This is a genomic window from Actinobaculum sp. 313, from assembly GCF_003073475.1.
Lineage (GTDB): Bacteria > Actinomycetota > Actinomycetes > Actinomycetales > Actinomycetaceae > Asp313.
In genome coordinates this window covers 1,272,128-1,293,520 of record NZ_CP029033.1, presented here as the reverse complement: position 1 = coordinate 1,293,520, position 21,393 = coordinate 1,272,128, and the positions used below count along the sequence as shown (strand labels likewise).

Below are 21,393 nucleotides of genomic sequence, written 5' to 3'. Positions count from 1 at the left end.
CAGGAGCAATGCCGCGCTCATGGTTTTACCTTAGAGCCTCGAGGGCGGATGTCCAGTCGCAACGCCAGAATGTGGACGTCCGCGCTGAAGCGCCAACTCGCTTGACGCGCCAGGAGTCTCTCCCCCGGCACGATCTCCAGCACGGTTGGCGATGTCGTCGGCTCGTCACACACCCGGAATCTCAAGGTCGGTCGGTTGGAGTCCGAGCTGCACTTGCACCTGCTGCAGGCCGCGTCCAAACGCGGCCGCGGAGGCGGTACGTCGGTGCGGGTTACGCGCCATTGCCTCCCGTAAGACGCGCTGCAGGGTCGAATACGCCGGTTCGGGCATGTCGAGCTCTATATCGGTCGGCTCCGAGCTCAGAACTCGTTCAATATATTCACGCCGCGTCAGTTGCCCCTCCACACGGAATGGCGCATGGCCCACCAATGCCGTGTACACGGTTGCAGCCAGCGAGTAGACATCCGCTTCAATCCCCGCATCCTGATTGTTAAGTACCTCCGGAGCCGCCCACGGCAGCGATGCCCCCATTACCTCCCGACTGGAGGCCCCACCAGGGTCGCAATACCGAAGTCCCCCAGCAACGGGCGCCCGAAGGCCGAGTACAGTACGTTCGCTGGTTTTAGGTCATGGTGGGCAATACCGATCACATGTGCGGTGTGCACCGCACCGGCTATCTGCACTCCCATCTTGATCGCGTCCGCCGCTTCCAACGGACCGGTGGCGAGCCGTTCCGCCAATGACGGCAGTGGACAGTACTGCATCACAACATACGGCTGCCCGGAGCGGGCAATATCAGCATCGTGAATCGAGACCACCGAGGGATGACCGGACAGTTGCGCCATCAGATCCACCTCGTCGCGGAACTGTGATGTTCCACCCTCACCAAGGGAACGGCGCGAGAGCACCTTGATCGCGACCATCCGCTTCGGCAATTGCTCCTCGTACAGATAGACATCCGAGAAGCCTCCGGATCCCAGGTAGGACACAAACCGAAAATCATCTATTTCCGGCGGGGCGGAGTGGGAACGGCGTCCGTGTCGGCCACCGCGCAGTGAATCGACGCCGAGAGCCTCAAGACCCCAACTCCCGGTGATACGTGGATCCAGATTCGCGTCTTGTTCCGATGCATCCGGTGCCCCACTGACATCCGCCGCGTCCAGGGTCGGAGGCGACGCGAGGCCGACAGCCTCCTGTGGAGTCAGCACGTCGACCACAATTGCGGCTTGTTCGGGAGACGGGAAGGGAGACGGCTGGGCAACCAGTGTCGCAGCTGCCCGCTCGGCACGTGGCAGCTGCGAGATGACCGCGTGCATACGCGTCAGAGTCATGGCCGCCAACAATGTCTTGGAAGCAAGTACGAAACGCTGTCCGGCACGAATCGGCATGGTCCACAGGTAGCCTGGAAGGTCATAGCCCACATCGTCACGTTCCGGCACCCGGGCCACGCCGTCGTCGCTGTTCTCCAGGAGGCCGACCCCGCCCGAACTGACCGCGATCCACATCGGCACCTCGTTGATCTTCGTTGCGATGAGACCTGCGATTTCCGGCTCGATGATGCTCTCCTGGTCGACGCCATAAATGGTCGCCTCAGCCGTGCGCCGTTGGATACCGCGCAGCACATCCCGCCATACGTCATGCACCGCCTGCACGCTGGGACCTCCCGGATGTGCGTAGCGTAAAGCCTGAAAGGCGTCGATCATCATCCAAGTGGCTTCACGGGCGAGCGGGGTCTCATTGTCCGGGTCGGCCAGCAGGAAGACGGGTAAATCGGCGATCATTCCCTCGCCGCTTGCCGCCCTATCGGAAGTCGCCGCGCCTCCCCATCTCACAACGACATCTGCCCATTCGCGCGAATTATCCATTTTGCTGTTATCCCGTGTCACTGTGCGTCATCGTACGACGACGGGTCCTCCAGCTTGTAAAGGTCGTCGGCGCAGACGAGCCGAGTCGCCACCGCGTGCTCAACAAGGCGGGCACGCCGATTAACAGCGAGCTTGTCCGGGCCTCCATGCAAGCCTCGCACGCCGTGCCGGGTGAGCTTGTCACAGACATGATCGAGTTTGCGGTTGAAACGCGTCAATGGCCACCCCAACCGATCCGCTGCCGCCTGTGAGGATGGGATCGACGCCGTTGTACCACGCCCGTTCAGCAGGGGTTCGGCCAGGGCCAGAACGAGAAGCTGCTGCGATGGCGTCAGTGACACCGGACCGATAGTTGTTTCGCCTGAGTCTGAGGTCTCCGCCACGGCGGAGGGAGCATACGTCGGCTGATCATTGACCAGGCGCATCTCATAGGTCGTAGGACCGGCGGTGAACAGGAGCGTTGTCTCCGCGTACACAAGCGGGAGACGCCCGCCCGCCTGCAGGAAGGCCTGCGTCACTCCGTCCTTATCTGCCAGCGTGGCCGATAGGCGGGACCCTATATTGTCGATCCACCACATGCCGTCCTGGAAGGTGATGAGCAGGAAACGCCGGTGCAGGTACTGATTATCGCCCAGTTCCAGCTGTCCCTCCCTGCCGATGAGGAAGGATTCGGCCGGATCAATATGGAACCACTCTCCGCAGAACTCCAACGCCAAACTCATAATGAATCGACACTCCCCAGTGTCACAACCGTGACATTGTCACGCCCTCCGTGCGAGACGGCCACATCGCGTAGTGCGAAGACGAGAGCTTCCAAGGAGTCGCCGGACAGGTCCTCAATAACCGCAGTGATCTGGCTGTCGGTGAGGGTATCGGTCAACCCATCGGAGCATACGAGCAGTACGTCGCCCGGGACCGTTGGCAGATACCCGACTTCCGGCTCTGGATCGTCGTCGGATTCCGGGGCATCGTAAATCCCGATTGCCCGTGTGATCACATGTCGACGCGGATGACGATGTGCCTCCGCCTCCGTGAGTTCACCGCAGTCAACCAGCTCCTGCACCAGCGAATGATCCTTGGTCAGGCGCACCAATTCACCCTGCCGCCACAAATACACACGCGAATCACCGATATGGAACACCAGCCAGTGACCGTCGAGCCGGTTATCCTCCGCAGAGGAGCCGGTCGCAATGGAGGGAACCGTGCCATCGGGTTCCTCCTGGCAATATAAGACACCGGCCAGGGTGGTACCGGCACCCGGCTGTGCACCGATTCGCGTTTCAGTGGTCTCGCTAATATCCCCTTCCACCATCTCGACAATCGACTTCCGGGCGCCGGTGAGTTGCCGACCCAGCAACGCGACCCGCTCGGTATCCGTGGTGAGCTCCGCCCAATCAACTGCGGCCAGCGCCGCGATTACCATCTCGGCGGCTTTGTCACCGACGAGGTGTCCGCCCATCCCGTCCGCGACGGCCACCAGGTTCTGGTGGAGTAGATAGCGGTCCTCGTTACGGCTGCGTACGCGCCCGACGTCGGTGACGCCGGCACTACTCAGGCTCAAGACCATGGGATCAACTCTACGCGATAGCACCATTTCCGACGAGTGCCGCCCAGCAACAGTGACCGGCATATCTTCCTTCCCCAACCCGGTGCGCGGCCGGAAGGAGAAATGTACAAGGCCTGGCGCCGGATCCATGCATACGCTCTGACCTGCGAACCCGGCTAGAACAACGCTGGGAAGGGACCCCAATAGGCCAATGCAACGATAAGAGTTACTTGGCCGATTAAACTCACCGCGATAACCGCCTGACCCAAGGCGTTGATTTGCCCGTGCTCTTTTCGTCTGTCTCCCTTCGCTGCATGCTGCGGAGCGTGCGAGCGATCACGATACCGCGCCTCCCGCCAGGCGTAATGCACACGAACTACGCACCAGGCAGAGGCAAGCGCCAAGAGTTGCACCGCCAGCCATCCGCCCTGCACGATCCACCTGTTCTGTTGGTAGGAGGTAGCCAGCGTCGCCACAGCTACCACATAGGCGACAATCGCTACCCACGCCGTCACAACAGCGATTGATGCAAGATAGACGGTACCGCCGCATCCGCCGGTATCGGCAAGTCGCCGCCCAGCAATGCGGAGCCTGCCGATCAGCCCCAGCAGTGCGCCGACCGCTGTCAGTGCCACACCGACCACTAAGATGATCACAGCCGCCTGGCCGGATGCGAACCAGTGGGTGCGACCAACGTCACCGGCCACATAGTCCTGCTTCGGCTGTGCGCCCGCCACCTGCGGCAGGGCCGCCGCGGTGTCCGGCATGCCATTGATCCAATCTGCGGTGTCTCGCATGGCCTCGGTAAGGAGTGTTCCCGCCACCTTCAGGCCGTGGTCGGCATCCGCGTAATACCTCACCGTCAAGTGGGTGTTATTGGCAACAGCGAGGTCCTCACGCATCTCCAACGGCCCCTGTACCGTCGGCATGGACATATCGCCCGTGCCATACAGCATGAGCACCGGCATCGTCATCTGCTGCTGGTACACAGACACGTCGAAGTCAATGTAATCAAAGACATCGTCGCCGAAATCCTGTCCAATCAGTCTCGGAATCGCATTGATTATCTGGATAGGGGCACCAAGATTGCGCAGATAGTTGTCGGCCGCCAGCGCCCCCTGCTGTCGTATCGGTAAAACAGGAGCCGATACGAGAACAACGAAACTGACGCCCTCAGTCTTGGTCACCGCCACTATAGGGGCAACGAAGCAACCTTCGGAGACGCCATAGAGCCCGGAGCGGTGCGGATCGACCTCATCCAAGGACAGCAAATAGTCGTAGGCGTCCTCGTAATCCCTCGCCAGCGCCTCATAATCGCGATGTGTCGTGGTGTAGTTGTCTATCCGCTTCTCCGGTACCAGTGTGACGATGCCGGTAGAAGCGATCTGTTCACTCTCCAGGACAAAACTTCGGTAAGAGGCCGTGCCCGTCCCGTGCACGAGGACAACGCCCGGTGCGAGCCCTTCTACTCCCACCGGCCTCTTCACCGTTGCCGGCACGGTGGTACCGTCACGCATCGTGACGTCGACGACGCTCGTCTCAACGGTGTAGGTTCCGATCTCGGCAGTCGGCGTGGTTGTGGTGATAGTCGTGTCCGATGTCTCCGGCACAATCATGGCGCGCATGGGTTGCGGGTTCCATCCGGGACCGGCCCAGACTCCCCATATGCCCAGAATCAATACGAACAGTGCCCAGCTCGTCAGGCGAGGATGCCGGTTGGAGAACCGGCGCACGAAGCCGCGTCGTCGGCCAGTGACCCCGCCCGATGGTACGAGGTCATCGGAGTGCCCAGGCTCATCGGGGGCACGCTCGTTCCAGATGGTGCGGTCGAGAGGCTACGCTGTACCGCTTCGGTAGGACCAATCGACTTCTCTACCGTTTCCCTTACTTGTACCGACGTCGAATCGGGGACCGTGGCGCGGCTGCTTTCCGCCTCTTCGGAGGAATTGCGCCTGCCCTCAGCCATTAAAAGCCCAGCCGTCCCAATTTCTTCGGGTCACGTTGCCAATCTTTAGTCACTTTGACGTGCGTTGCAAGGTAGACGCGCGTGCCGAGTAAACGTTCGATGCCGGAGCGGGCATCCCGTCCTATCTGTGCCAAGCGGGCGCCGCGCCTCCCAATGACAATTCCCTTCTGAGAATCGCGCTCTACGTGTAGGTTTGCGTGAATGCGCACCAATGGCCGCTGGTCCGGCGCGCCGGGTGCGGCCGACTCCTCCTGCATCTCCTCAATGGTGACCGCCAATGAGTGTGGCAGCTCGTCCCGCAACTCTTCCAAAGCTGCTTCTCGGATCAGCTCGGCGATAAGCGTCTCCTCCGATTCGTCGGTGACCGCATCGAGCGGATACAGCGGAGGCGATAGGGGCATGCGCATAATGAGGAGTTCGCGCAGAACATTTACCTGCTCACCACTGACGGCACTTACAGGTACGATCTCATCAAAGTCGGCCATCTCATCGACTGCTAGCAGATGCTCCGCCAGTGCCTCGGGCCCCGCCAGGTCGCTTTTCGTTACGGCGGCAACGATGCTCGCGCGGGTTTGCCGTACGAGGTCGAGCAAAAATCGATCTCCCGGTCCAATCTGCTCGTTGGCAGGAAGGCAGAGCACAACCACCTCCACGTCCGCTAATGACTCCCGAACCATGTCATTGAGTCGTTCTCCAAGCAGAGTGCGTGGCCGGTGCAGTCCGGGCGTATCGACGAGGACCACCTGACCGGACGAGTCGTTGACGACGGCGCGTATAACCCGACGCGTCGTCTCTGGTCGGGCAGATGTGATGGCAACTTTCTGGCCGACGAGGGCGTTGGTCAACGTTGACTTTCCGGCATTGGGCCGACCGACAATACAGGCGAAACCGGCGCGGAAATCCTCCGGCCAGTCAGTGATGAGTTCACTCATGCTTTCCCTTCCGCATCCGGCTGCTCGGCAACGATACGCGTTGCAATAATAGTTGCCAGTCTGCGACGCCGTCCCACGAAGCGCTCAGCAGCCAAATGAACATCACCGATGTTCGTCTCGGCACCGGCAATGGGCACGCGCCCGATACTCTTTGCCAATAACCCGCCCGCCGTATCGACGTCGTCGTCTTCCAGGCTAACCCCGAATAGATCACCCAGCTCGTCAATTGGAAGACGCGCCGGCACGCGGTAGACGCCGTCGCCGAGATCCTCGACCTCCGGCTCCGCCTGGTCATGTTCATCGGCGATTTCGCCGACCAACTCCTCCACGAGGTCCTCAATGGTAACGAGTCCCGCAATTCCGCCATACTCGTCAACGACGAGTGCGATATGCACCTGGTCGGCCTGCATTTCCCTCATGAGCTCGTCCACGACCTTCGTCTCGGGAACGAACACCGGCTGTCGCATGACGTCGGCGACAACGAGATCATCAATGTCGTTGCGATGATGAATTCGGCGCATCACGTCTTTCAGATAGACCACACCGCGCACGTCGTCGACGTTCTCACCCACCACCGGAACACGTGAATATCCGGAACGTGTGAAAAGTGAGATCACCTTATCCAATGGCTGATCGGCATGGATCGTCACCATGTCAGTGCGTGGCACCATCACTTCCCGCACCAGGGTGGTTCCGAGATCGAAAACCGATTGCAGCAACTCCCGATCCTCGTCATCGAGCGCCTCTGACTCCGAGACCCGGTCCACCATGCGTGCCAGTTGATCCTCGTGCAACTGCTCCGACTCTTCCGGCGTGGGCTCACGCTCCCGAACGAGTACCGAGAATATGGCGGTGATAAGCGCTGTTCCTAAGGAGAACATCCTGACAACGCGCAACGGTTCGCGCGCCCCGCGAGCAATCGGCGATATGAGAGCAAGGAGGAGGGAGACCAGCACAGTGGTGGCGAGGACAATCGCAATTGCCTCCCATGTAGGCGTAACGAACTCCAAGACGAGGAGTGTCACGCATAAGGCGTATGCGCATGTCAGAATGAAGCGCACCGCCGCTAACCCCGCTGTGGCCGCTGCCCGGTGAGTCACAGCGTACATAATGCGCACCCCCGCCTGCCCCAACGACTGCGACTCGGAGATTTCCGCTCGAGTGACTCGGCCCAGCGCCGTCGTGACTGCCGTACAGACACCCGCACCGCAGGCACTGAGCAGCGCAACGGCGCCTAATAGCACTTCCGCCATGCGCTCAATTCTCCGTGGGCTCGGGAGCTTTGACCGGCGGGTCGCCGGGGCCGCGCCGCTGCGCCAAGAATGTCAAAAGCAGCAGCCGTTGCAGCTCGAACATCTCTTGTTTTGATGCATCATCCGCGTGGTCATAACCGAGCAAATGCAAAATGCCATGCGTCACAAGTAGCAGGATCTCCTCCGCCGTGGAATGGCCGACAGCCAGCGCCTGCCTGGCGGCCACCTGTGGGCACACCACGATATCCCCGAGCACACCCTCACGCGGCTCCTCGTTAACCGGTGCGGGGCGCAGTTCATCCATGGGGAAGGACAACACATCCGTTGGCCCTTCCAGGTCCATCCACTCAATGTGCAGGCGTTCCATGGCGGCCTCATCTACCAGAAGTACATTGAGTTCTGCCTGGGGATGAACCCGCATCTGGTCGAGCACATAGACCGCAAGCCGCGTGATCTCCTCCAGTCCCGGCGCCGGCGTGAATCCAGATTCGTCGTTGACCTCAATGCTCATTCGTACTCCTCGAAATCCGGTGCGGAGACGTGCCGTGATCGCCACGTGGAACGCTCACGATTGGACTCATCCCATCTCGCATAAGCATCAATAATCTCCGCGACCAACCGGTGCCGGACGACGTCTGCCGAACCGAGTTCGACAAATCGGATACCCGGCACATCGCGCAGGATACGCCGGACCAGCACAAGCCCCGATGTTGTGCGACCTGGCAGGTCCACCTGAGTTATATCGCCGGTGACCACCATTTTCGAGCCGAATCCCAACCGCGTGAGGAACATCTTCATTTGCTCCGGGGTGGTGTTCTGCGCCTCGTCCAGAACGATGAAAGAATCATTCAAAGTCCGTCCACGCATGTAGGCAAGTGGTGCGACCTCGATGGTTCCGGCTGCCATCAGCTTGGGAATCGTGTCCGGGTCGAGCATCTCGTACATGGCGTCATAGAGCGGACGCAAGTATGGGTTGATCTTCTCCGACAACGATCCGGGCAGGAAACCGAGTGACTCTCCCGCCTCCACTGCTGGCCGAGTAAGAATAATCCGGGAGACGGCGTGACTCTGCAGCGCCACCACGGCCTTCGCCATTGCCAAATACGTCTTACCTGTTCCCGCCGGTCCGATACCGAAGGTGATCGCGTTCTCATCGATGGCATCGACGTATGCCTTCTGCCCCAATGTCTTTGGGCGAATCGTATGCCCGCGGGCGGAGAGCACATCCGTGGTGAGCAGCTCGGTTGGTTTGGCAATGCCCGCACGTGCTATGGCAACCGCACGTTCCACCGCATCCGCAGTCAGATGCTCTCCGTCGCCAGCGACGTCGATCAACTCCCCCACCAGCGTCTCTGCCAGCGTTACGGCGGCGGGCGGCCCGGCCAGCGTGATCTGATGGTCGCGCACATGGATTGTTGCCGGGGCGATGCCTCGTTCGAGAACGCGCAGAACTTCGTCGCGGTGCCCCAGCAGGTCAATCATCGGTACGTGTTGTGGAACGAGGATGACACGCTCCGCATCATCCCGGGCACCCTGATGGCCGGCCTCTCGCTCAAGCTGTTCATTCACCACGGGCGAATCTGAAGAGTCTTGTCTCATTGTCTCTCATTTATGCGAACGTTTTCCCTAGTCTACGCGCCGTGAATTGTACATGCGTAAATTCCCTGGCCCGCGTGGAGTCACCGGTCCCGAATTGCTTCGCGCCCACCTCAGTCCTCCTCCACACCGTTACTCGAGCTCTCTTCTGCGCCACGGCCACCTCGTCAGCTCAGCGGCTGTCATATTCCGCCAACACTCCGTGCAGCAGTGCGATGGCGTAAGCGCCCGCGCTTGCCGATCTAAGCACGCTGCCGGAAAGCAGAACTGTCTGCGCACCCGCGCTCTGCAGGGCGCTTACTTCGGGGGCCGTAAGTCCACCCTCCGGACCGACAAGGAACCACACGGCACCGTCCCCGTCTGCGCCGCAAGCGGCTTCGTTCCGCAAGCAGCGGTATGCCGCAGCCGATGCCTCTGCCTGCCCGCGCCCGCAGGTTTCCGCGGCGTCACCTCCTGCATCCGCCGGGTGGGGATGCCGGGCACTGCGGCCAGTGGACGCAGCCCACCGCCGTAACACGGCCGTGGCGGAATCCGATGCCTCTTCGTGGCATGTGAGCACCAAGGCACCTCTGGCCACGGCGTTCTCTACTTGGGCCGTGAGTTGCGCCGTCGTATGGACTGGAGCAACATCGGGGAGCCACGAGCGCCGCGACTGTTTCATCGCAGCGCGAGCAGTTGCCTGCCATCGCTCCCTTCCTTTCGCCTCCTTGCCACGCCATGAGGCGATGCAACGCTCGGCATACCACGGAACGACATGAGCCACCCCATATTCGGTACATGTCTCGACGGCCTGCTCGTCACGGCCGCCTTTGGCAAGCGCTTGTACAAGCGTGATCTCGGGCGCCGGGGCCGGTTCGGCCGCCACCTCCTCCACCTCTAGCTGCAGCTGTTTCGATACAGCAACGACGACGCACCGCGCACGCGTCCCTCGCCCGTCAACGAGGTCAAGCCGTTCTGCGCTGCGGGTGCGCCGAACGGTCGCGGCATGTCTGCCCTCTTCGCCGTCCAAACAGATCCTGTCACCGGGCTGCAAGGCCGCAAGCTCCTCACGGATATACACGGGAGCAGTCATCGGCCGGCGAATCGATCCCGCAACTTGGAGAACAACGAGGAACCCTGTTGCACAAATCGCGCGCTCGGCTGTTCTTCACCGCGCAACTGCGCAAGCCGTTCCAACAGGTCACGTTGTGCGTCATCCAACTTGTTCGGTGTGACAACTGCCAGTGAGACCTTCAGGTTGCCGCGTCCGCTGCGGTGGAGACGGCCGACCCCGAGTCCGTTCAACGTGATGGTGTGCCCGGACTGCGCACCAACCGGAATATCGATGTCACGCATTCCGTCAAGTGTGTCGATACTGACGGTTGCGCCAAGTGCCGCCGTGGTCATTGCCACCTGGAGCTCACACAGCAGGTCATCGCCCTCACGCTGGAACACAGGGTGCTGTTTTACCCGTATCTCGGCGAAGAGATCACCGGTCGGCCCGCCTTCCGCTCCGGCGTCGCCCTGGCCCTCCAGACGCAGACGCATGCCGTCCTCCACACCTGCAGGCACCTGAATCGGGATTGTTTTCGTGGCACGAACTCGGCCCTCACCCGCGCATTCCTGGCATGGCGTGGTGATTACAGTGCCGTGGCCGCGGCACGTTGGACAGGGCGACTGCGAAACCATCTGCCCGAGGAAGGAATTCGTCACTCGCTGCACCACACCCGTGCCACCACAATCGTTGCACGTCACCGGTGATGTACCCGGCGCAGTGCAACTGCCGTGGCACACCGGGCACTCCGCCAGTAACGTATGCACGATATCCTTCTGTGCTCCGAAGACGACCTCTTCGAGTTCCAGTTCCAGCATGACGAGAGCGTCCTGCCCGCGGCGTCCTCGCGGCGCTGGGCCGCGCGAAGCACCCATGCCACCGAAAAAGGTGTCGAAAATATCTTGGAAGGCGCCGAATCCTCCACCCGCACCGGCTCCACCATGCAGCGCACTCTCACCACCGATGTCATAGAGGCGACGCTGCTCCTCGTCCGAGAGCACGTCGTAGGCTTCGTTGACGGCTTTGAATTCCTCCGCCTTGTCCGGGCCCGCGACGTCGGGATGCAACTGGCGCGCGAGCTTCCGGTAAGCCTTCTTGATCTCGTCTTGGGTTGCATTACGCGGTACACCCAGGGTGTCGTAATAATCTGCCACAGTTTCTCTTCTTGTGTTCTTTCTACTTGGCTGAGAGTATCTCAGAAAGATAGCGCGCCACGGCATACACCGCAGCCATCGTGCCCGGATAGTCCATGCGGGTAGGTCCGACGACGCCCACCCGAGCCACGGATCGGTCATCGACATCATAGGTGGAGGAAACCACGGAGGCCTCGGCGAGGCCCTCGTGGAAGTTCTCTTTGCCGATGGACACGGACACACCGTCCTGCATCGTGGTAAGCAACCGCATCAGAATAACCTGTTCCTCGAGCGTTTCCAAGACCGGCTCGATGGAGCGGGCGAAGTCCACCGCATGGCGCGACAGATTCGCGGTTCCGGCCAGCGCTACACGTTCCTCACCTTCCGCGCTCAGGGCCTGCCTGACCACTGCGACGAGAATCGCCGCGATGTCCTGCATGTGTTGTGGGCGACCCTCAATAACCGTGTCGGCGGCCTCCGCCAGTTCGGAGAGCTGCTTTCCCGCGCATACGCTGTTGAGCGCCGCCGCAAGTTCTTCGAGTTCTTCCGCCGTCACAACGCTTTCGAATCCAAGTGTGCGCTGCTCAACACGACCGGCGTCGGTGATGATCACGAGAAGGGCGTGCCGTTGCCCGGCGGGAATCAGCTCGATGTGACGTAGCGCGATACGGTGAAGAGACGGGTACTGTACCAGAGCGACTTGATGGGTGATCTGCGCCAGCAACCGGACCGCCCGGAAAACAACATCATCCAGGTCGACGGCACCGTCCAGCAGCTTCTCAATGGCACGGCGCTCCGGCACCGAGAGAGGCTTGATGGCGTCAAGAGAATCGACAAATGCCCGATACCCCTGATCGGTAGGAATCCGGCCTGCCGAGGTGTGAGGTTGCTGCAGAAGGCCGGCCTCCTCCAAGGCGGCCATGTCGTTGCGGATCGTCGCCGGTGACACTCCGAGATGATGCCGGTCCACAAGGGTTCGCGACCCGACCGGCTCCCGCGTAGAAACGTAATCGCGCACAATGGCCTCCAAAACCTTCGTGCGGCGTTCTTCGTTCCCCATGTGGCCTCCTCCCGCCGGGAATCTCGGCACGGTAGCACTCGACGCGCCTGAGTGCCAATTCTACGCCCGGATGCTTCCGGCGCCTACCCTGTGGGAGTGAGTTCTGACCATGATCATCGCTTCGGGCGAAACAGCCATCCCGTCGGCCGCCGTCGACCCATCCCTTCTGATCAAGGCGGTAGTGCCAACGGCACCGCTGTACCGCGTGCAAGCCATGCCTCCAGTACACAAACGCGAACAAGCCGTGCCGACGGTACACAAATGGGCGGCAGGAGACGCCCGCTGGACCGTTACGGCGCCGACGTTCTCACACACGATCCGCATCGCTACGGCAAGTTCGCTCAGCATCCCGCATCGCGGCGTACCGTCTCCGAGCTCGGGCTGGTCATTGAGGACGTGCAAAGCGGTTTCGTGGGTGAGATCGTGAGCGTGGGCAGGGTTGCCGGCGCGTGGAGGTTCGAGCTGGAGGACAGGCACGGGCAACGCCGGTCATTTCCCATGGGGCGGGGGTATTGGATCGATGGTTTCCCCGTCGAACTGGTTCCACCTCCCACCGCCACGCAGCCCGACGGGAGGCGCCGGGTCGCCGGGCATACGCTGACTGCCTCCGGTTCCCTACACGTCGTAGCCCGGGCCCGAATGGCACGCGAATCCAGGATTTGGGTGGAGGGTAAGCACGACGCCGAACTAGTGGCAAAAGTCTGGGGCGAAGATTTGGCCTTAGAGGGCGTCGTCGTCGAAGAACTGGCAGGGGTGGACCACCTGGAAGAGGTTGTGGCCGACTTCTCCCCCAGCGAGCAGCGGCGGGCGGGCGCACTCGTCGACCACTTTCTGCCCGGTACGAAGGAGTATCGAATTGCGCAACGGGTAGCCTACCTGCCGGGAGTTCTGGTGCTCGGACATCCCTATGTGGACGTGTGGCAGGCAGTGACTCCACGGGCCGTCGGTATTGAGCGTTGGCCAGATGTGCCCCGCAGTGAGGATATCAAGCGGGGAACGCTGCGCCGCCTCGGGTGGCCGCATGCATCGCAGGAGGATATCGGGCGGGGCTGGGCACGCATCCTCGCCTCGGTGCGCTCCTACAAGGATCTGGAACCCGGACTGCTGGCACGTATGGAGGAGCTCATCGACTTCGTCACGGCGGTCGGCACCGTGTAGGCGACGCGCGGTGTGGCTCATGGCGCCGTGTGGCAGGAGGGGACCAGTTATTCGCGACGGCTCCGTAGTCCCATTGCACGGATATCGTGAGTGCTGGCACACTCGACGCCGATAATCCGCAGTGGCCCGCAGCGGCCTCGTCGGCCCGCCGTGATTGCGGGAAAGATTTCTGCCATCATATTCCGATAGGAATGAATCGCCAGGGAGCATAATGAGCGCCGCCAGCCACAAGAACGCCGCCAGCCACAAGAACGCCGCCAGCCACAAGAACGAGGATCCTTCGCTTGCCGACGACGAGCGTTACTTCAGACGGCAGGGTCTCCCGCTCCTCATCGAGGACTATTCCGCCACGGAAGATGTTCTCACACGGGCACTGCCCACCCTGACCGTTATTTTCATTGTCCAGATTGCCAAAGGCATTCTCACTTCATGGACCCCGTTAGCCGCTTCGGCCATCGCCTGTGGCACGGCACTACTGGTAGCACTTACCTGGGTTCTGTCCAATATGCGTCGGGGGCGCCGTCCTTTCGCCCTGCCGCGTCGCGTCGGCTGGTGGTCTGCGGCCGTTTTCATCCTTATTCCATCGCTGGTCAAGCTCGTTGCCGATGACGGCCCTGCTCACGCGCTGCGACATCTGGTGTTCAACACGGTGGTCTGCTTCGGCGTGGTTGGCGTAATTGGCTGGGGTCTTATCCCCAGCCTGCTCGGCGCCCTGGGCCGTGTCCTTCGCGATCTTCTTGTCCAAATGACGGCAGTTATCCGGCAGATGTCCGCCGTCTTCCTCTTCACCATCATCATTTTCATCAACCAGGAGGTCTGGCAGCTCAACGAGCAACTGACCACCCGCCGCTTTATACTCCTCGCATGTGTAATCGGCGGTTTCGCCGTACTGGTGCTGGTGCTCGGCACGCCGCGCCTCGCCCGTCTCCTTGAACAGAGCATTCCCGGTGGTGACTCTCTTTCCCGGGCACAACATGCCAACCTTCTCTCGCTTCTGGCCCTGCGGCAAGCCCTGCAGGTCGTGATTCTCACCCTGGCCACCTATCTCGTCTACGTCGCCTTCGGTACAGCGGTTATCGGTACTGACCTCTATGACACCTGGCAACTCGATCCCCGTATCGTGTACGTCTTCGTCATTGGAAATGACCCCTTCGTCATCACTAGCACCCTCCTACGTACAAGTGCCATGGTGGCGCTACTGGCCGGCCTCAACTACTCAATTAGCGCCCTGACCAGTTCAGCGGGGCGGAGCCAGTTCCTAGATGAGGCTGGGCAGGAATTCTCGGCCATTTTTGAGCGGCGAGAGGCCTATTTGGCGCGCCGTTCGCAGCGTTGCGCCGCCACCGATCCGGCGTGACAACCACTCCCAAGGATTGACATCACTGCGCAGAGACTTGTCCCACACTGTTCGCGTCGCAACGCCGCTCAGCACTTTGTGCCAACGCGCCCCAGTGTCCCACTCAACACGACGCCAGTAACCAGATGCGCCCCGTAGGGAACATGACACACGCGGAACACCAAGCTCACCACAGTGCGCGGGTCACGGTGTCCGCCAACAGGCGCCCACGCAGTGTCAGGCGCAACCTACCACGCAAAGCCGATCTTGGATCAACCAACCCGTCGGCGATCAGGCCCGCCACCACCGCAGATTCGGTCCCCTGCGGCACGGCGATTCCTTCCGCCAGGCGAATGCCCAACATGATCGCTTCCTCACGCTGTTCCCGCTCTGTGAGCGTTTCCCGGGCCGCCGAGGGACTCTGCCCCGCCGCGACGCGCTGCGCATAGGCCAGCGGGTGTTTGACGTTCCAGAAACGCGTCCCGCCGATGAAGGAATGCGCACCCGGTCCGTATCCCCACCAGTTCCCACCGGTCCAGTAGGCCAGATTATGCCGTGAAGCATGACCGGGCTGCGCCCAGTTCGAGATCTCGTACCAGCCATAGTGGGCTGCCGCCAGTTCATGGTCGGCTATTTCATAGAACGCTGCCTGCCGATCCGGGTCGGGCGCTGCGATTTCACCGCGCCGGATGCGTCCACCCATTCGGGTATCGGGCTCCACGGTGAGCGCGTAGGCGCTGATGTGGCTGGGACCCATCGCAACGGCCGCGGCCAGCGAGGCGCGCCAATCGGCTTCCGTCTCCCCCGGCGTGCCATAAATCAGATCGACGGAGACATCTAAACCAGCCTCCTGCGCCCACGTGACGGCCTTACCGACCTGGCCGGGTGTGTGCCACCGATCCAGCGTGCGCAGCACGTGGGGAACGGCAGACTGCATACCGAAGGAGATCCGGGTGAAGCCGCCGTCGGCGAGTCGTCGTATGGAGTCTCTGGTCACCGATTCGGGGTTGGCTTCGGTGGTAACCTCTGCTCCGCACACGAGGCCGAAGTTTTCGCGCAACATGTCGAGCACATCTACGAGCGCCTGAGCGTCTAGAAGCGTTGGAGTGCCACCACCGAAGAACACGGTGCGCAGCAGCCCATCGCCACGCGAGCGTAGCGCCGTGGCCCCACCCACCGCTGAGGGACCGCCGCGTTGACCCGCCTGTGCGCTGTTCGCCTGCCACTCAAGCACGCGGCGACTCAGGTCGATTTCTCCGCGCAGACTGGCGGGAAAGTCTTCCGGCTGCGCGCCCGGACCCAGGTGAAGATTGCTGTAGGTGTTGAAATCGCAATACCCGCACCGCACCGCACAAAAGGGAATATGGACGTATGCGGAGAATCCCCCGCTGACATCCGGCTGTGGCAGGCGACCATCGAGCGGCGCAGCTTCGCCTTCCGGCAGGGAGGGCACTAGACACCCGCCTGCCTCGAATTGCTCACCCGCTGCGCCACGAGGTCATGAACATGACGGCCGGCTTCCTGCCCCCGCCTTTCAAAACGGGTCAGCGGGCGTTCCTGCCAGCGCGGGGCAAATCCGCCGCGCGCGGGCTGCGGATCTGCCGGGTCGGGGCGCTCACCGGCGTGAACGTTTCGCAGAAGCCGCTCCGACTCAACGGTATCTCGCATCTGCCAGGCGTAATCGTCCCAGTCGGTCGCGAGCCGCCAGAATCCCCCCGGTACCAAGGCATCGGCGACAACCGCCGCGAACGGTTCGGCCACCAGGCGTCGTTTGTGGTGGCGAGCCTTACGCCACGGGTCGGGGAAAAAGGTCCACACTTCCTGTGCCCGCGGATTGCCCGCGTTCGGATGCGCCGCGTCAACACCACGCGGAACTGTGCTCTCACGCGGATCATCGTATGCCGCGGCCCGCAGGCCGAAAAGCACCGGGAGCGCCTGAGCTGCGTCGGCCTCCAGGAGGCGAATATTGTGCACGTCTTCCTTCACCGCACGCGCCATGCATCGCGCAACGCCCGGATGCCACGCTTCGATTGCAAGCACGTTCCAATCCGGATGCGCACCGGCGAAAGCAACCATGTGTTCCCCCGAGCCAGGTCCGATCTCGACGGCCAAGAGAGCCTGCCGCCCAAAAACCTCGTTCAGGTCACAGCGCGCATGCGTTTTGATCGTCGTCGGCGTGGCGCCGCGCGGCAGGTCGAGCAGGTATTCACTGGCATGGCGCTCGACAATTTGCGCGAAGGGTCGGGCCATTCGTCCGCCCCGGCGTGAAAAGGAGCGGATTCGTGTTGGCTGCTGCCCGGGCATATGCGGCTTTGCCGCTGCCGGTTTGTCTCGCGTGTTATCGTTCTGTGTCCGCTCCACGGCAGTCGCCGCACCGGGCACCCACAGCATGGAAGAGGAAGCAGTACCATCGGGCGTTGCATGCCCATCGCCGCACGGTTGTTCCTTATCCGAACCCGTCGCACCGAATAACTTTGGCTCGGTTTCTTTGCCGCTCATCGTTGCTTTCCTGTCGGCGCATCGGAGGTCAGCGCTGCCACGAATGCTTCTTGCGGCACATCGACCCTCCCGATCGACTTCATCCGCTTCTTGCCCTCTTTTTGTCTTTCAAGCAATTTTCGTTTGCGCGTGATGTCGCCGCCATAACACTTGGCAAGCACATCCTTGCGAACCGCCTTGATCGTTTCCCGGGCAATAATGCGGCTTCCGATCGCCGCTTGTACCGGGATCTCGAATTGCTGGCGCGGAATAAGACTCTTGAGCTTTTTGGTCATCTCCACGCCGTAGGAGTAGGCCTTATCCCGGTGCACGATTGCCGAGAAGGCGTCCACTGTTTCGTGGTTGAGCAGGATATCGACCTTGACCAGATCCGCCTCCTGCTCCTCGTCGACGTCGTAGTCCAGTGATGCGTAGCCCTTCGTGCGGCTCTTCAGCTGATCGAAGAAATCGGTGACAATCTCTGCCAGCGGCAGGCGATAGCGCAACTCCAAGCGGTCGGACGAGAGATATTCCATTCCCAACAGTCTTCCGCGCCGCTGTTGACACAATTCCATCAGGGTCCCCGTGTAGTCGCTCGGGCTCAAGATCGTTGCGCGTACCGAAGGTTCGTAGATATGCGAGACCTTTCCCTCTGGGAATTCAGACGGGTTGGTCACTGTGACCTCCCCGCCTGCTTCAGTGACAACCCGGTATACCACCGAGGGAGCAGTGGCGATGATGTCAATGCCGAACTCACGCTCGATGCGCTCGCGAATGATCTCCAGATGAAGCATGCCGAGAAAACCACATCGAAATCCGAAACCGAGCGCCACCGAGTTCTCCGGCTCGTATGACAGCGCCGAATCGTTGAGCTTGAGCTTATCCAGCGCGTCACGAAGGTCCGGATAGTCGGAGCCGTCAATCGGGTAGATGCCGGAGAACACCATCGGCTTGGGATCCTGATAACCGTCCAAGGGTTGCGTCGCGGGGTCCGAGGCGCCGGTCACCGTGTCGCCAACCCGCGATTGCCGGACGTCTTTCACGCCGGTGATCAGGTAGCCGACCTCACCGGCCGCCAGTCCTTCCGAGGGTGTCGGCTCCGGGGAGATCACACCGATTTCGAGGAGTTCGTGCACCGCCGCCGTCGACATCATCTGGATTCGCTCACGGGGCGATAACTGCCCATCTTTCACGCGCACATAGGTGATGACTCCGCGGTATGTGTCGTACACGGAGTCGAAAATCATGGCGCGTGCACTGCCGGTTATCTCACCGGCCGGTGCGGGAACCTCCGCGACGATCCTGTCAAGAAGCTCTTCCACACCCTCCCCGGTCTTTCCCGAAACGGCCAGGCACTGCTCGGCATCGACGCCGAGTAGAGATACCAGCTCTTCCTTGTATTTCTCGGGCTGCGCCGACGGTAGGTCGATTTTGTTGAGTACCGGGATAATGGCCAGGTCATTGTCCAAGGCCATGTACAGGTTCGCCAGGGTCTGCGCTTCGATGCCCTGAGTGGCGTCCACCAGCAGAATCGCTCCCTCACACGCCGCCAGTGAACGGTTCACCTCATAGGAGAAGTCCACATGCCCGGGCGTGTCAATCATATTCAGCACGTGCGCCTGCCCGTCCACGGTCCACGGCAGCCGCACCGCCTGCGATTTGATGGTGATGCCACGCTCACGTTCAATATCCATGCGATCCAGGTACTGGTCGCGCATCAGCCTCTCATCCACGATGCCGGTGAGTTGCAACATGCGGTCGGCCAGTGTGGATTTGCCATGATCGATATGCGCAATGATGCAGAAGTTACGGATCAACTCCGGCGGCGTGGCTGCCGGCCGGATATCGTTCAACTCTGCGCTAGTCGAGGCGGGCACAGTACTCCTTCTCAGATGGACTCCGTCTATTGTAGGGGGTTACGTCAAGGGGGCGATCCGCGGCACCCGGCAACTCCATCCGAACCACTGCCGCAGTACGACGGTTGCGCCACCATTGCGCCACGCTGGAGAGCCGTCGTAGCCCCAACATCCTTGCGTCGCATGCTCTTTTCACCGACCGCTGTGCCCTTGGCAAAACAGCACCGCTTCGGGCCTAGACCTGTGCCATGCTGTAGTTATGTTCGGTCTTTTCGGAAGTCTTAAAGACATCGTCCCCGTTATTGAACAGTTAACACGTCTACCCGGCCAGGCTGTTGCACGCATCGGCCTGGTGCTACAACTGCTGCTGCTTATCAGCGGCGGCGCTCTCGTCCGTCGCAGCGGCAGTTTTCTCGGTTACATAGTTCTGATCGGCGGCCTTCTCTTCGGCGTCGCTACCGCATTGTTTGCGTGGCGACGCCGCCGCCTCGAGAAGGCCGTGGACAAGTGGGTCATGGACCGAATGCGCACGATGGTCGGTGACACGGGCCAGGTGCGTCTCGACTATTCGGAAACCTACCAGGGCCATAACCCCGCCGAAAGTCACGGCGTTATCCTCAATCAGGACGGAACAACCTTTACAAGTTCCCGCCCCACCGATACATCGGAGGGGAGAACATATTCACATGTGGACACCGCAGACGCTGCGCAGCAGCGACAACTTCGCCACGACGCAATGCTGGAGGCGCAAGATCTACGCGATACCTGGCTGCCTCGGGTGGAAGCGGCGCAGCGCTCCGCCGTCGCGGCTGCCGGCGGGCTTGTGAACGCACCGTACCTCAAGGACGACCTGCGTATCACACTCGTATCGGGACTGGTAGCGGTCATTGGCCTTCCGCTTGGATTCTTCCTGCTGATACTCGCAGCCTTCGCGCTTCTGTAACGAGGCAATCGGCACATGAGTAATGGCGCCCTCGCCGCCCGACTTGTGGCACGATGGCGCTATGGCTCTTTCTCGGAAACTGCTCGGTCAGGACGAGCACGTCATTCTTCAGACCCGCGAACACGTCAAGCGACTCTTCCCCAATATCGTCGCCGCCGTGCTCATCATCGTCGTCGCCGTCCTGGCGCTCACGCTACCGGATAGCTTGCCGCATTGGGCCACAATCGCCATTGCCGCAGTTGCTGTGGTTCTTCTCATCATCGTCTTCGTCTGGCCGTGGATGAACTGGATGACGAGCACGTACACGGTGACGAATCGGCGGCTTATCACCCGCAAGGGTGTTTTCACCAAGACCGGTCACGATCTGCCGCTAAGCCGTATCTCCAATGTTGCCTACGAACATGACATGATTGATCGCTTCTTCGGTTGCGGCACGCTCATCCTGCAGTCCTCCGCTTCCGATCCGCTGCAGTTGCGAGACGTTCCGAAGGTTGAGGCGTTGCACGTGCAGCTCACCGAGTTGCTGTTCGACTCACCCGCCGATGGCGTCGGCAACGGCCGCACCCGGGATGCGGAGTCGGACTACTAGATGCGACAGTTCACCGAAAGACGGTCATAGCATGGGAGTTCTAGACGGCGTAGCCGCACTTCTCACACGTCTCGCGCGTAGCGCATCCAGCACCCGCAATGCGCGCCCGTCCTCTTCCAACAACTCGGAGGGGCCGACAGGCCGGGTTTTGGTTCGCCCAAGAGCTGGAGCCGAAACCGCCACCCCCACACCGGTAGTACGACGAGTACAGGACCTGCCCGGTCCCGGTCAGATTCCGATGGAGTACGACGTCGACGCGCTCGGGCTGCCCACCTTCACATACGCTCCTCATGCGAATAATCGGCCGGATCCCGGCGAGGTTGTCTGGACGTGGGTGCCCTACCAGGAGGACTGTACGCAGGGCAAGGACCGACCGGTTCTTGTACTCGCCGTCGTTGCGGGACGGATCGTCTTCGCCCAGCTCACCAGCAAGGATCACGACCGCGACGCCGCTCAGGAGGCGAGTGCGGGGCGCTACTGGGTCGATATTGGTTCTGGAGCGTGGGATTCCAAGGGCCGTGCCTCAGAGGCACGTATCGACCGTGTGCTGTGCGTTGATCCCGGGCAGATGCGACGGGAAGGAGCCCGGCTTGATGAAGCGCGCTTCACACAAGTCGTCGCCGCTTTACGGAAGCTGCACGCTTAAGTT

Annotated in this window: 21 protein-coding genes; 5 read left to right on the top strand and 16 right to left on the bottom strand. The window is 61.4% G+C overall.

The window, feature by feature from the left end:
- Window positions 1–165 precede the first annotated feature (165 nt).
- The 13 genes from DDD63_RS13135 to hrcA form a co-directional block, all read right to left on the bottom strand.
- Window positions 166–531, bottom strand: coding sequence for a protein kinase (locus tag DDD63_RS13135; protein WP_108715535.1), 366 nt, complete (start codon window positions 529–531; stop codon window positions 166–168).
- A complete protein-coding gene (locus DDD63_RS13130) occupies window positions 531–1,886 on the bottom strand; it encodes a protein kinase (protein ID WP_108715534.1) in 1,356 nt (451 codons plus the stop codon). Before DDD63_RS13130 ends, DDD63_RS13135 begins: the two co-directional genes overlap by 1 nt.
- Window positions 1,883–2,587 carry a hypothetical protein gene (locus tag DDD63_RS05560; RefSeq protein ID WP_205647343.1) on the bottom strand — a complete coding sequence of 235 codons (705 nt, stop codon included), beginning with the start codon at window positions 2,585–2,587 and terminating at the stop codon, window positions 1,883–1,885. Before DDD63_RS05560 ends, DDD63_RS13130 begins: the two co-directional genes overlap by 4 nt.
- Window positions 2,584–3,561, bottom strand: coding sequence for a protein phosphatase 2C domain-containing protein (locus DDD63_RS05555; RefSeq protein WP_108715532.1), 978 nt, complete (start codon window positions 3,559–3,561; stop codon window positions 2,584–2,586). Before DDD63_RS05555 ends, DDD63_RS05560 begins: the two co-directional genes overlap by 4 nt.
- Window positions 3,562–3,587: 26 nt before the next feature.
- Window positions 3,588–5,036, bottom strand: coding sequence for an acyl-CoA thioester hydrolase/BAAT C-terminal domain-containing protein (locus DDD63_RS05550; protein WP_240611443.1), 1,449 nt, complete (start codon window positions 5,034–5,036; stop codon window positions 3,588–3,590).
- 74 nt (window positions 5,037–5,110) lie between these two features.
- A complete protein-coding gene (locus tag DDD63_RS12820) occupies window positions 5,111–5,377 on the bottom strand; it encodes a hypothetical protein (protein ID WP_240611442.1) in 267 nt (88 codons plus the stop codon).
- Window positions 5,377–6,309, bottom strand: a complete 933-nt coding sequence (gene era, locus DDD63_RS05545; RefSeq protein WP_108715530.1) for a GTPase Era — start codon at window positions 6,307–6,309, stop codon at window positions 5,377–5,379. The genes DDD63_RS12820 and era overlap by 1 nt, the downstream gene beginning before the upstream one ends.
- The gene (locus tag DDD63_RS05540) at window positions 6,306–7,562 is read right to left on the bottom strand and encodes a hemolysin family protein (RefSeq protein ID WP_108715529.1); all 1,257 of its coding nucleotides are present in this window, start codon (window positions 7,560–7,562) and stop codon (window positions 6,306–6,308) included. Before DDD63_RS05540 ends, era begins: the two co-directional genes overlap by 4 nt.
- A 4-nt stretch (window positions 7,563–7,566) precedes the next feature.
- A complete protein-coding gene (ybeY, locus tag DDD63_RS05535) occupies window positions 7,567–8,073 on the bottom strand; it encodes an rRNA maturation RNase YbeY (protein WP_108715528.1) in 507 nt (168 codons plus the stop codon).
- Window positions 8,070–9,044 (bottom strand): PhoH family protein, encoded by a 975-nt coding sequence (locus DDD63_RS05530; RefSeq protein ID WP_240611469.1) that lies wholly within the window; start codon window positions 9,042–9,044, stop codon window positions 8,070–8,072. The genes ybeY and DDD63_RS05530 overlap by 4 nt, the downstream gene beginning before the upstream one ends.
- Before the next feature lie 286 nt (window positions 9,045–9,330).
- Window positions 9,331–10,230 (bottom strand): 16S rRNA (uracil(1498)-N(3))-methyltransferase, encoded by a 900-nt coding sequence (locus DDD63_RS05525; RefSeq protein ID WP_108715526.1) that lies wholly within the window; start codon window positions 10,228–10,230, stop codon window positions 9,331–9,333.
- Window positions 10,227–11,345: a molecular chaperone DnaJ gene (gene dnaJ, locus DDD63_RS05520; protein WP_108715525.1), complete on the bottom strand. Its 1,119-nt coding sequence runs from the start codon at window positions 11,343–11,345 to the stop codon at window positions 10,227–10,229. The genes DDD63_RS05525 and dnaJ overlap by 4 nt, the downstream gene beginning before the upstream one ends.
- Before the next feature lie 22 nt (window positions 11,346–11,367).
- Window positions 11,368–12,384 (bottom strand): heat-inducible transcriptional repressor HrcA, encoded by a 1,017-nt coding sequence (gene hrcA / locus DDD63_RS05515; protein WP_108715524.1) that lies wholly within the window; start codon window positions 12,382–12,384, stop codon window positions 11,368–11,370.
- A 261-nt stretch (window positions 12,385–12,645) separates the two neighbouring features.
- On the opposite strand from hrcA, the gene DDD63_RS05510 reads away from it, so the two are divergent.
- Entirely contained in the window at window positions 12,646–13,542 is an 897-nt protein-coding gene (locus tag DDD63_RS05510; RefSeq protein ID WP_108715523.1) for a DUF3097 family protein, read from the top strand.
- A 211-nt stretch (window positions 13,543–13,753) separates the two neighbouring features.
- The gene (locus DDD63_RS05505) at window positions 13,754–14,899 is read left to right on the top strand and encodes a hypothetical protein (RefSeq protein ID WP_108715522.1); all 1,146 of its coding nucleotides are present in this window, start codon (window positions 13,754–13,756) and stop codon (window positions 14,897–14,899) included.
- Between the two features lie 166 nt (window positions 14,900–15,065).
- Here the strand turns inward: DDD63_RS05505 and hemW are convergent, their stop codons facing one another.
- The 3 genes from hemW to lepA are packed head-to-tail and all read right to left on the bottom strand — an operon-like array spanning window position 15,066 to window position 19,233.
- Window positions 15,066–16,331: a radical SAM family heme chaperone HemW gene (gene hemW, locus DDD63_RS05500; RefSeq protein WP_108715521.1), complete on the bottom strand. Its 1,266-nt coding sequence runs from the start codon at window positions 16,329–16,331 to the stop codon at window positions 15,066–15,068.
- Window positions 16,331–17,377 carry a tRNA (guanosine(46)-N(7))-methyltransferase TrmB gene (locus DDD63_RS05495; protein WP_240611441.1) on the bottom strand — a complete coding sequence of 349 codons (1,047 nt, stop codon included), beginning with the start codon at window positions 17,375–17,377 and terminating at the stop codon, window positions 16,331–16,333. The genes hemW and DDD63_RS05495 overlap by 1 nt, the downstream gene beginning before the upstream one ends.
- A complete protein-coding gene (gene lepA, locus DDD63_RS05490; RefSeq protein ID WP_108715520.1) occupies window positions 17,374–19,233 on the bottom strand; it encodes a translation elongation factor 4 in 1,860 nt (619 codons plus the stop codon). The genes DDD63_RS05495 and lepA overlap by 4 nt, the downstream gene beginning before the upstream one ends.
- 238 nt (window positions 19,234–19,471) lie before the next feature.
- On the opposite strand from lepA, the gene DDD63_RS05485 reads away from it, so the two are divergent.
- The 3 genes from DDD63_RS05485 (at window position 19,472) to DDD63_RS05475 (ending at window position 21,390) form a co-directional block, all read left to right on the top strand.
- A complete protein-coding gene (locus DDD63_RS05485; protein ID WP_108715519.1) occupies window positions 19,472–20,155 on the top strand; it encodes a hypothetical protein in 684 nt (227 codons plus the stop codon).
- A 61-nt stretch (window positions 20,156–20,216) separates the two neighbouring features.
- Window positions 20,217–20,744, top strand: coding sequence for a PH domain-containing protein (locus tag DDD63_RS05480; RefSeq protein WP_108716666.1), 528 nt, complete (start codon window positions 20,217–20,219; stop codon window positions 20,742–20,744).
- A gap of 31 nt (window positions 20,745–20,775) precedes the next feature.
- Window positions 20,776–21,390 carry a type II toxin-antitoxin system PemK/MazF family toxin gene (locus DDD63_RS05475; protein WP_205647342.1) on the top strand — a complete coding sequence of 205 codons (615 nt, stop codon included), beginning with the start codon at window positions 20,776–20,778 and terminating at the stop codon, window positions 21,388–21,390.
- Window positions 21,391–21,393 lie beyond the last annotated feature (3 nt).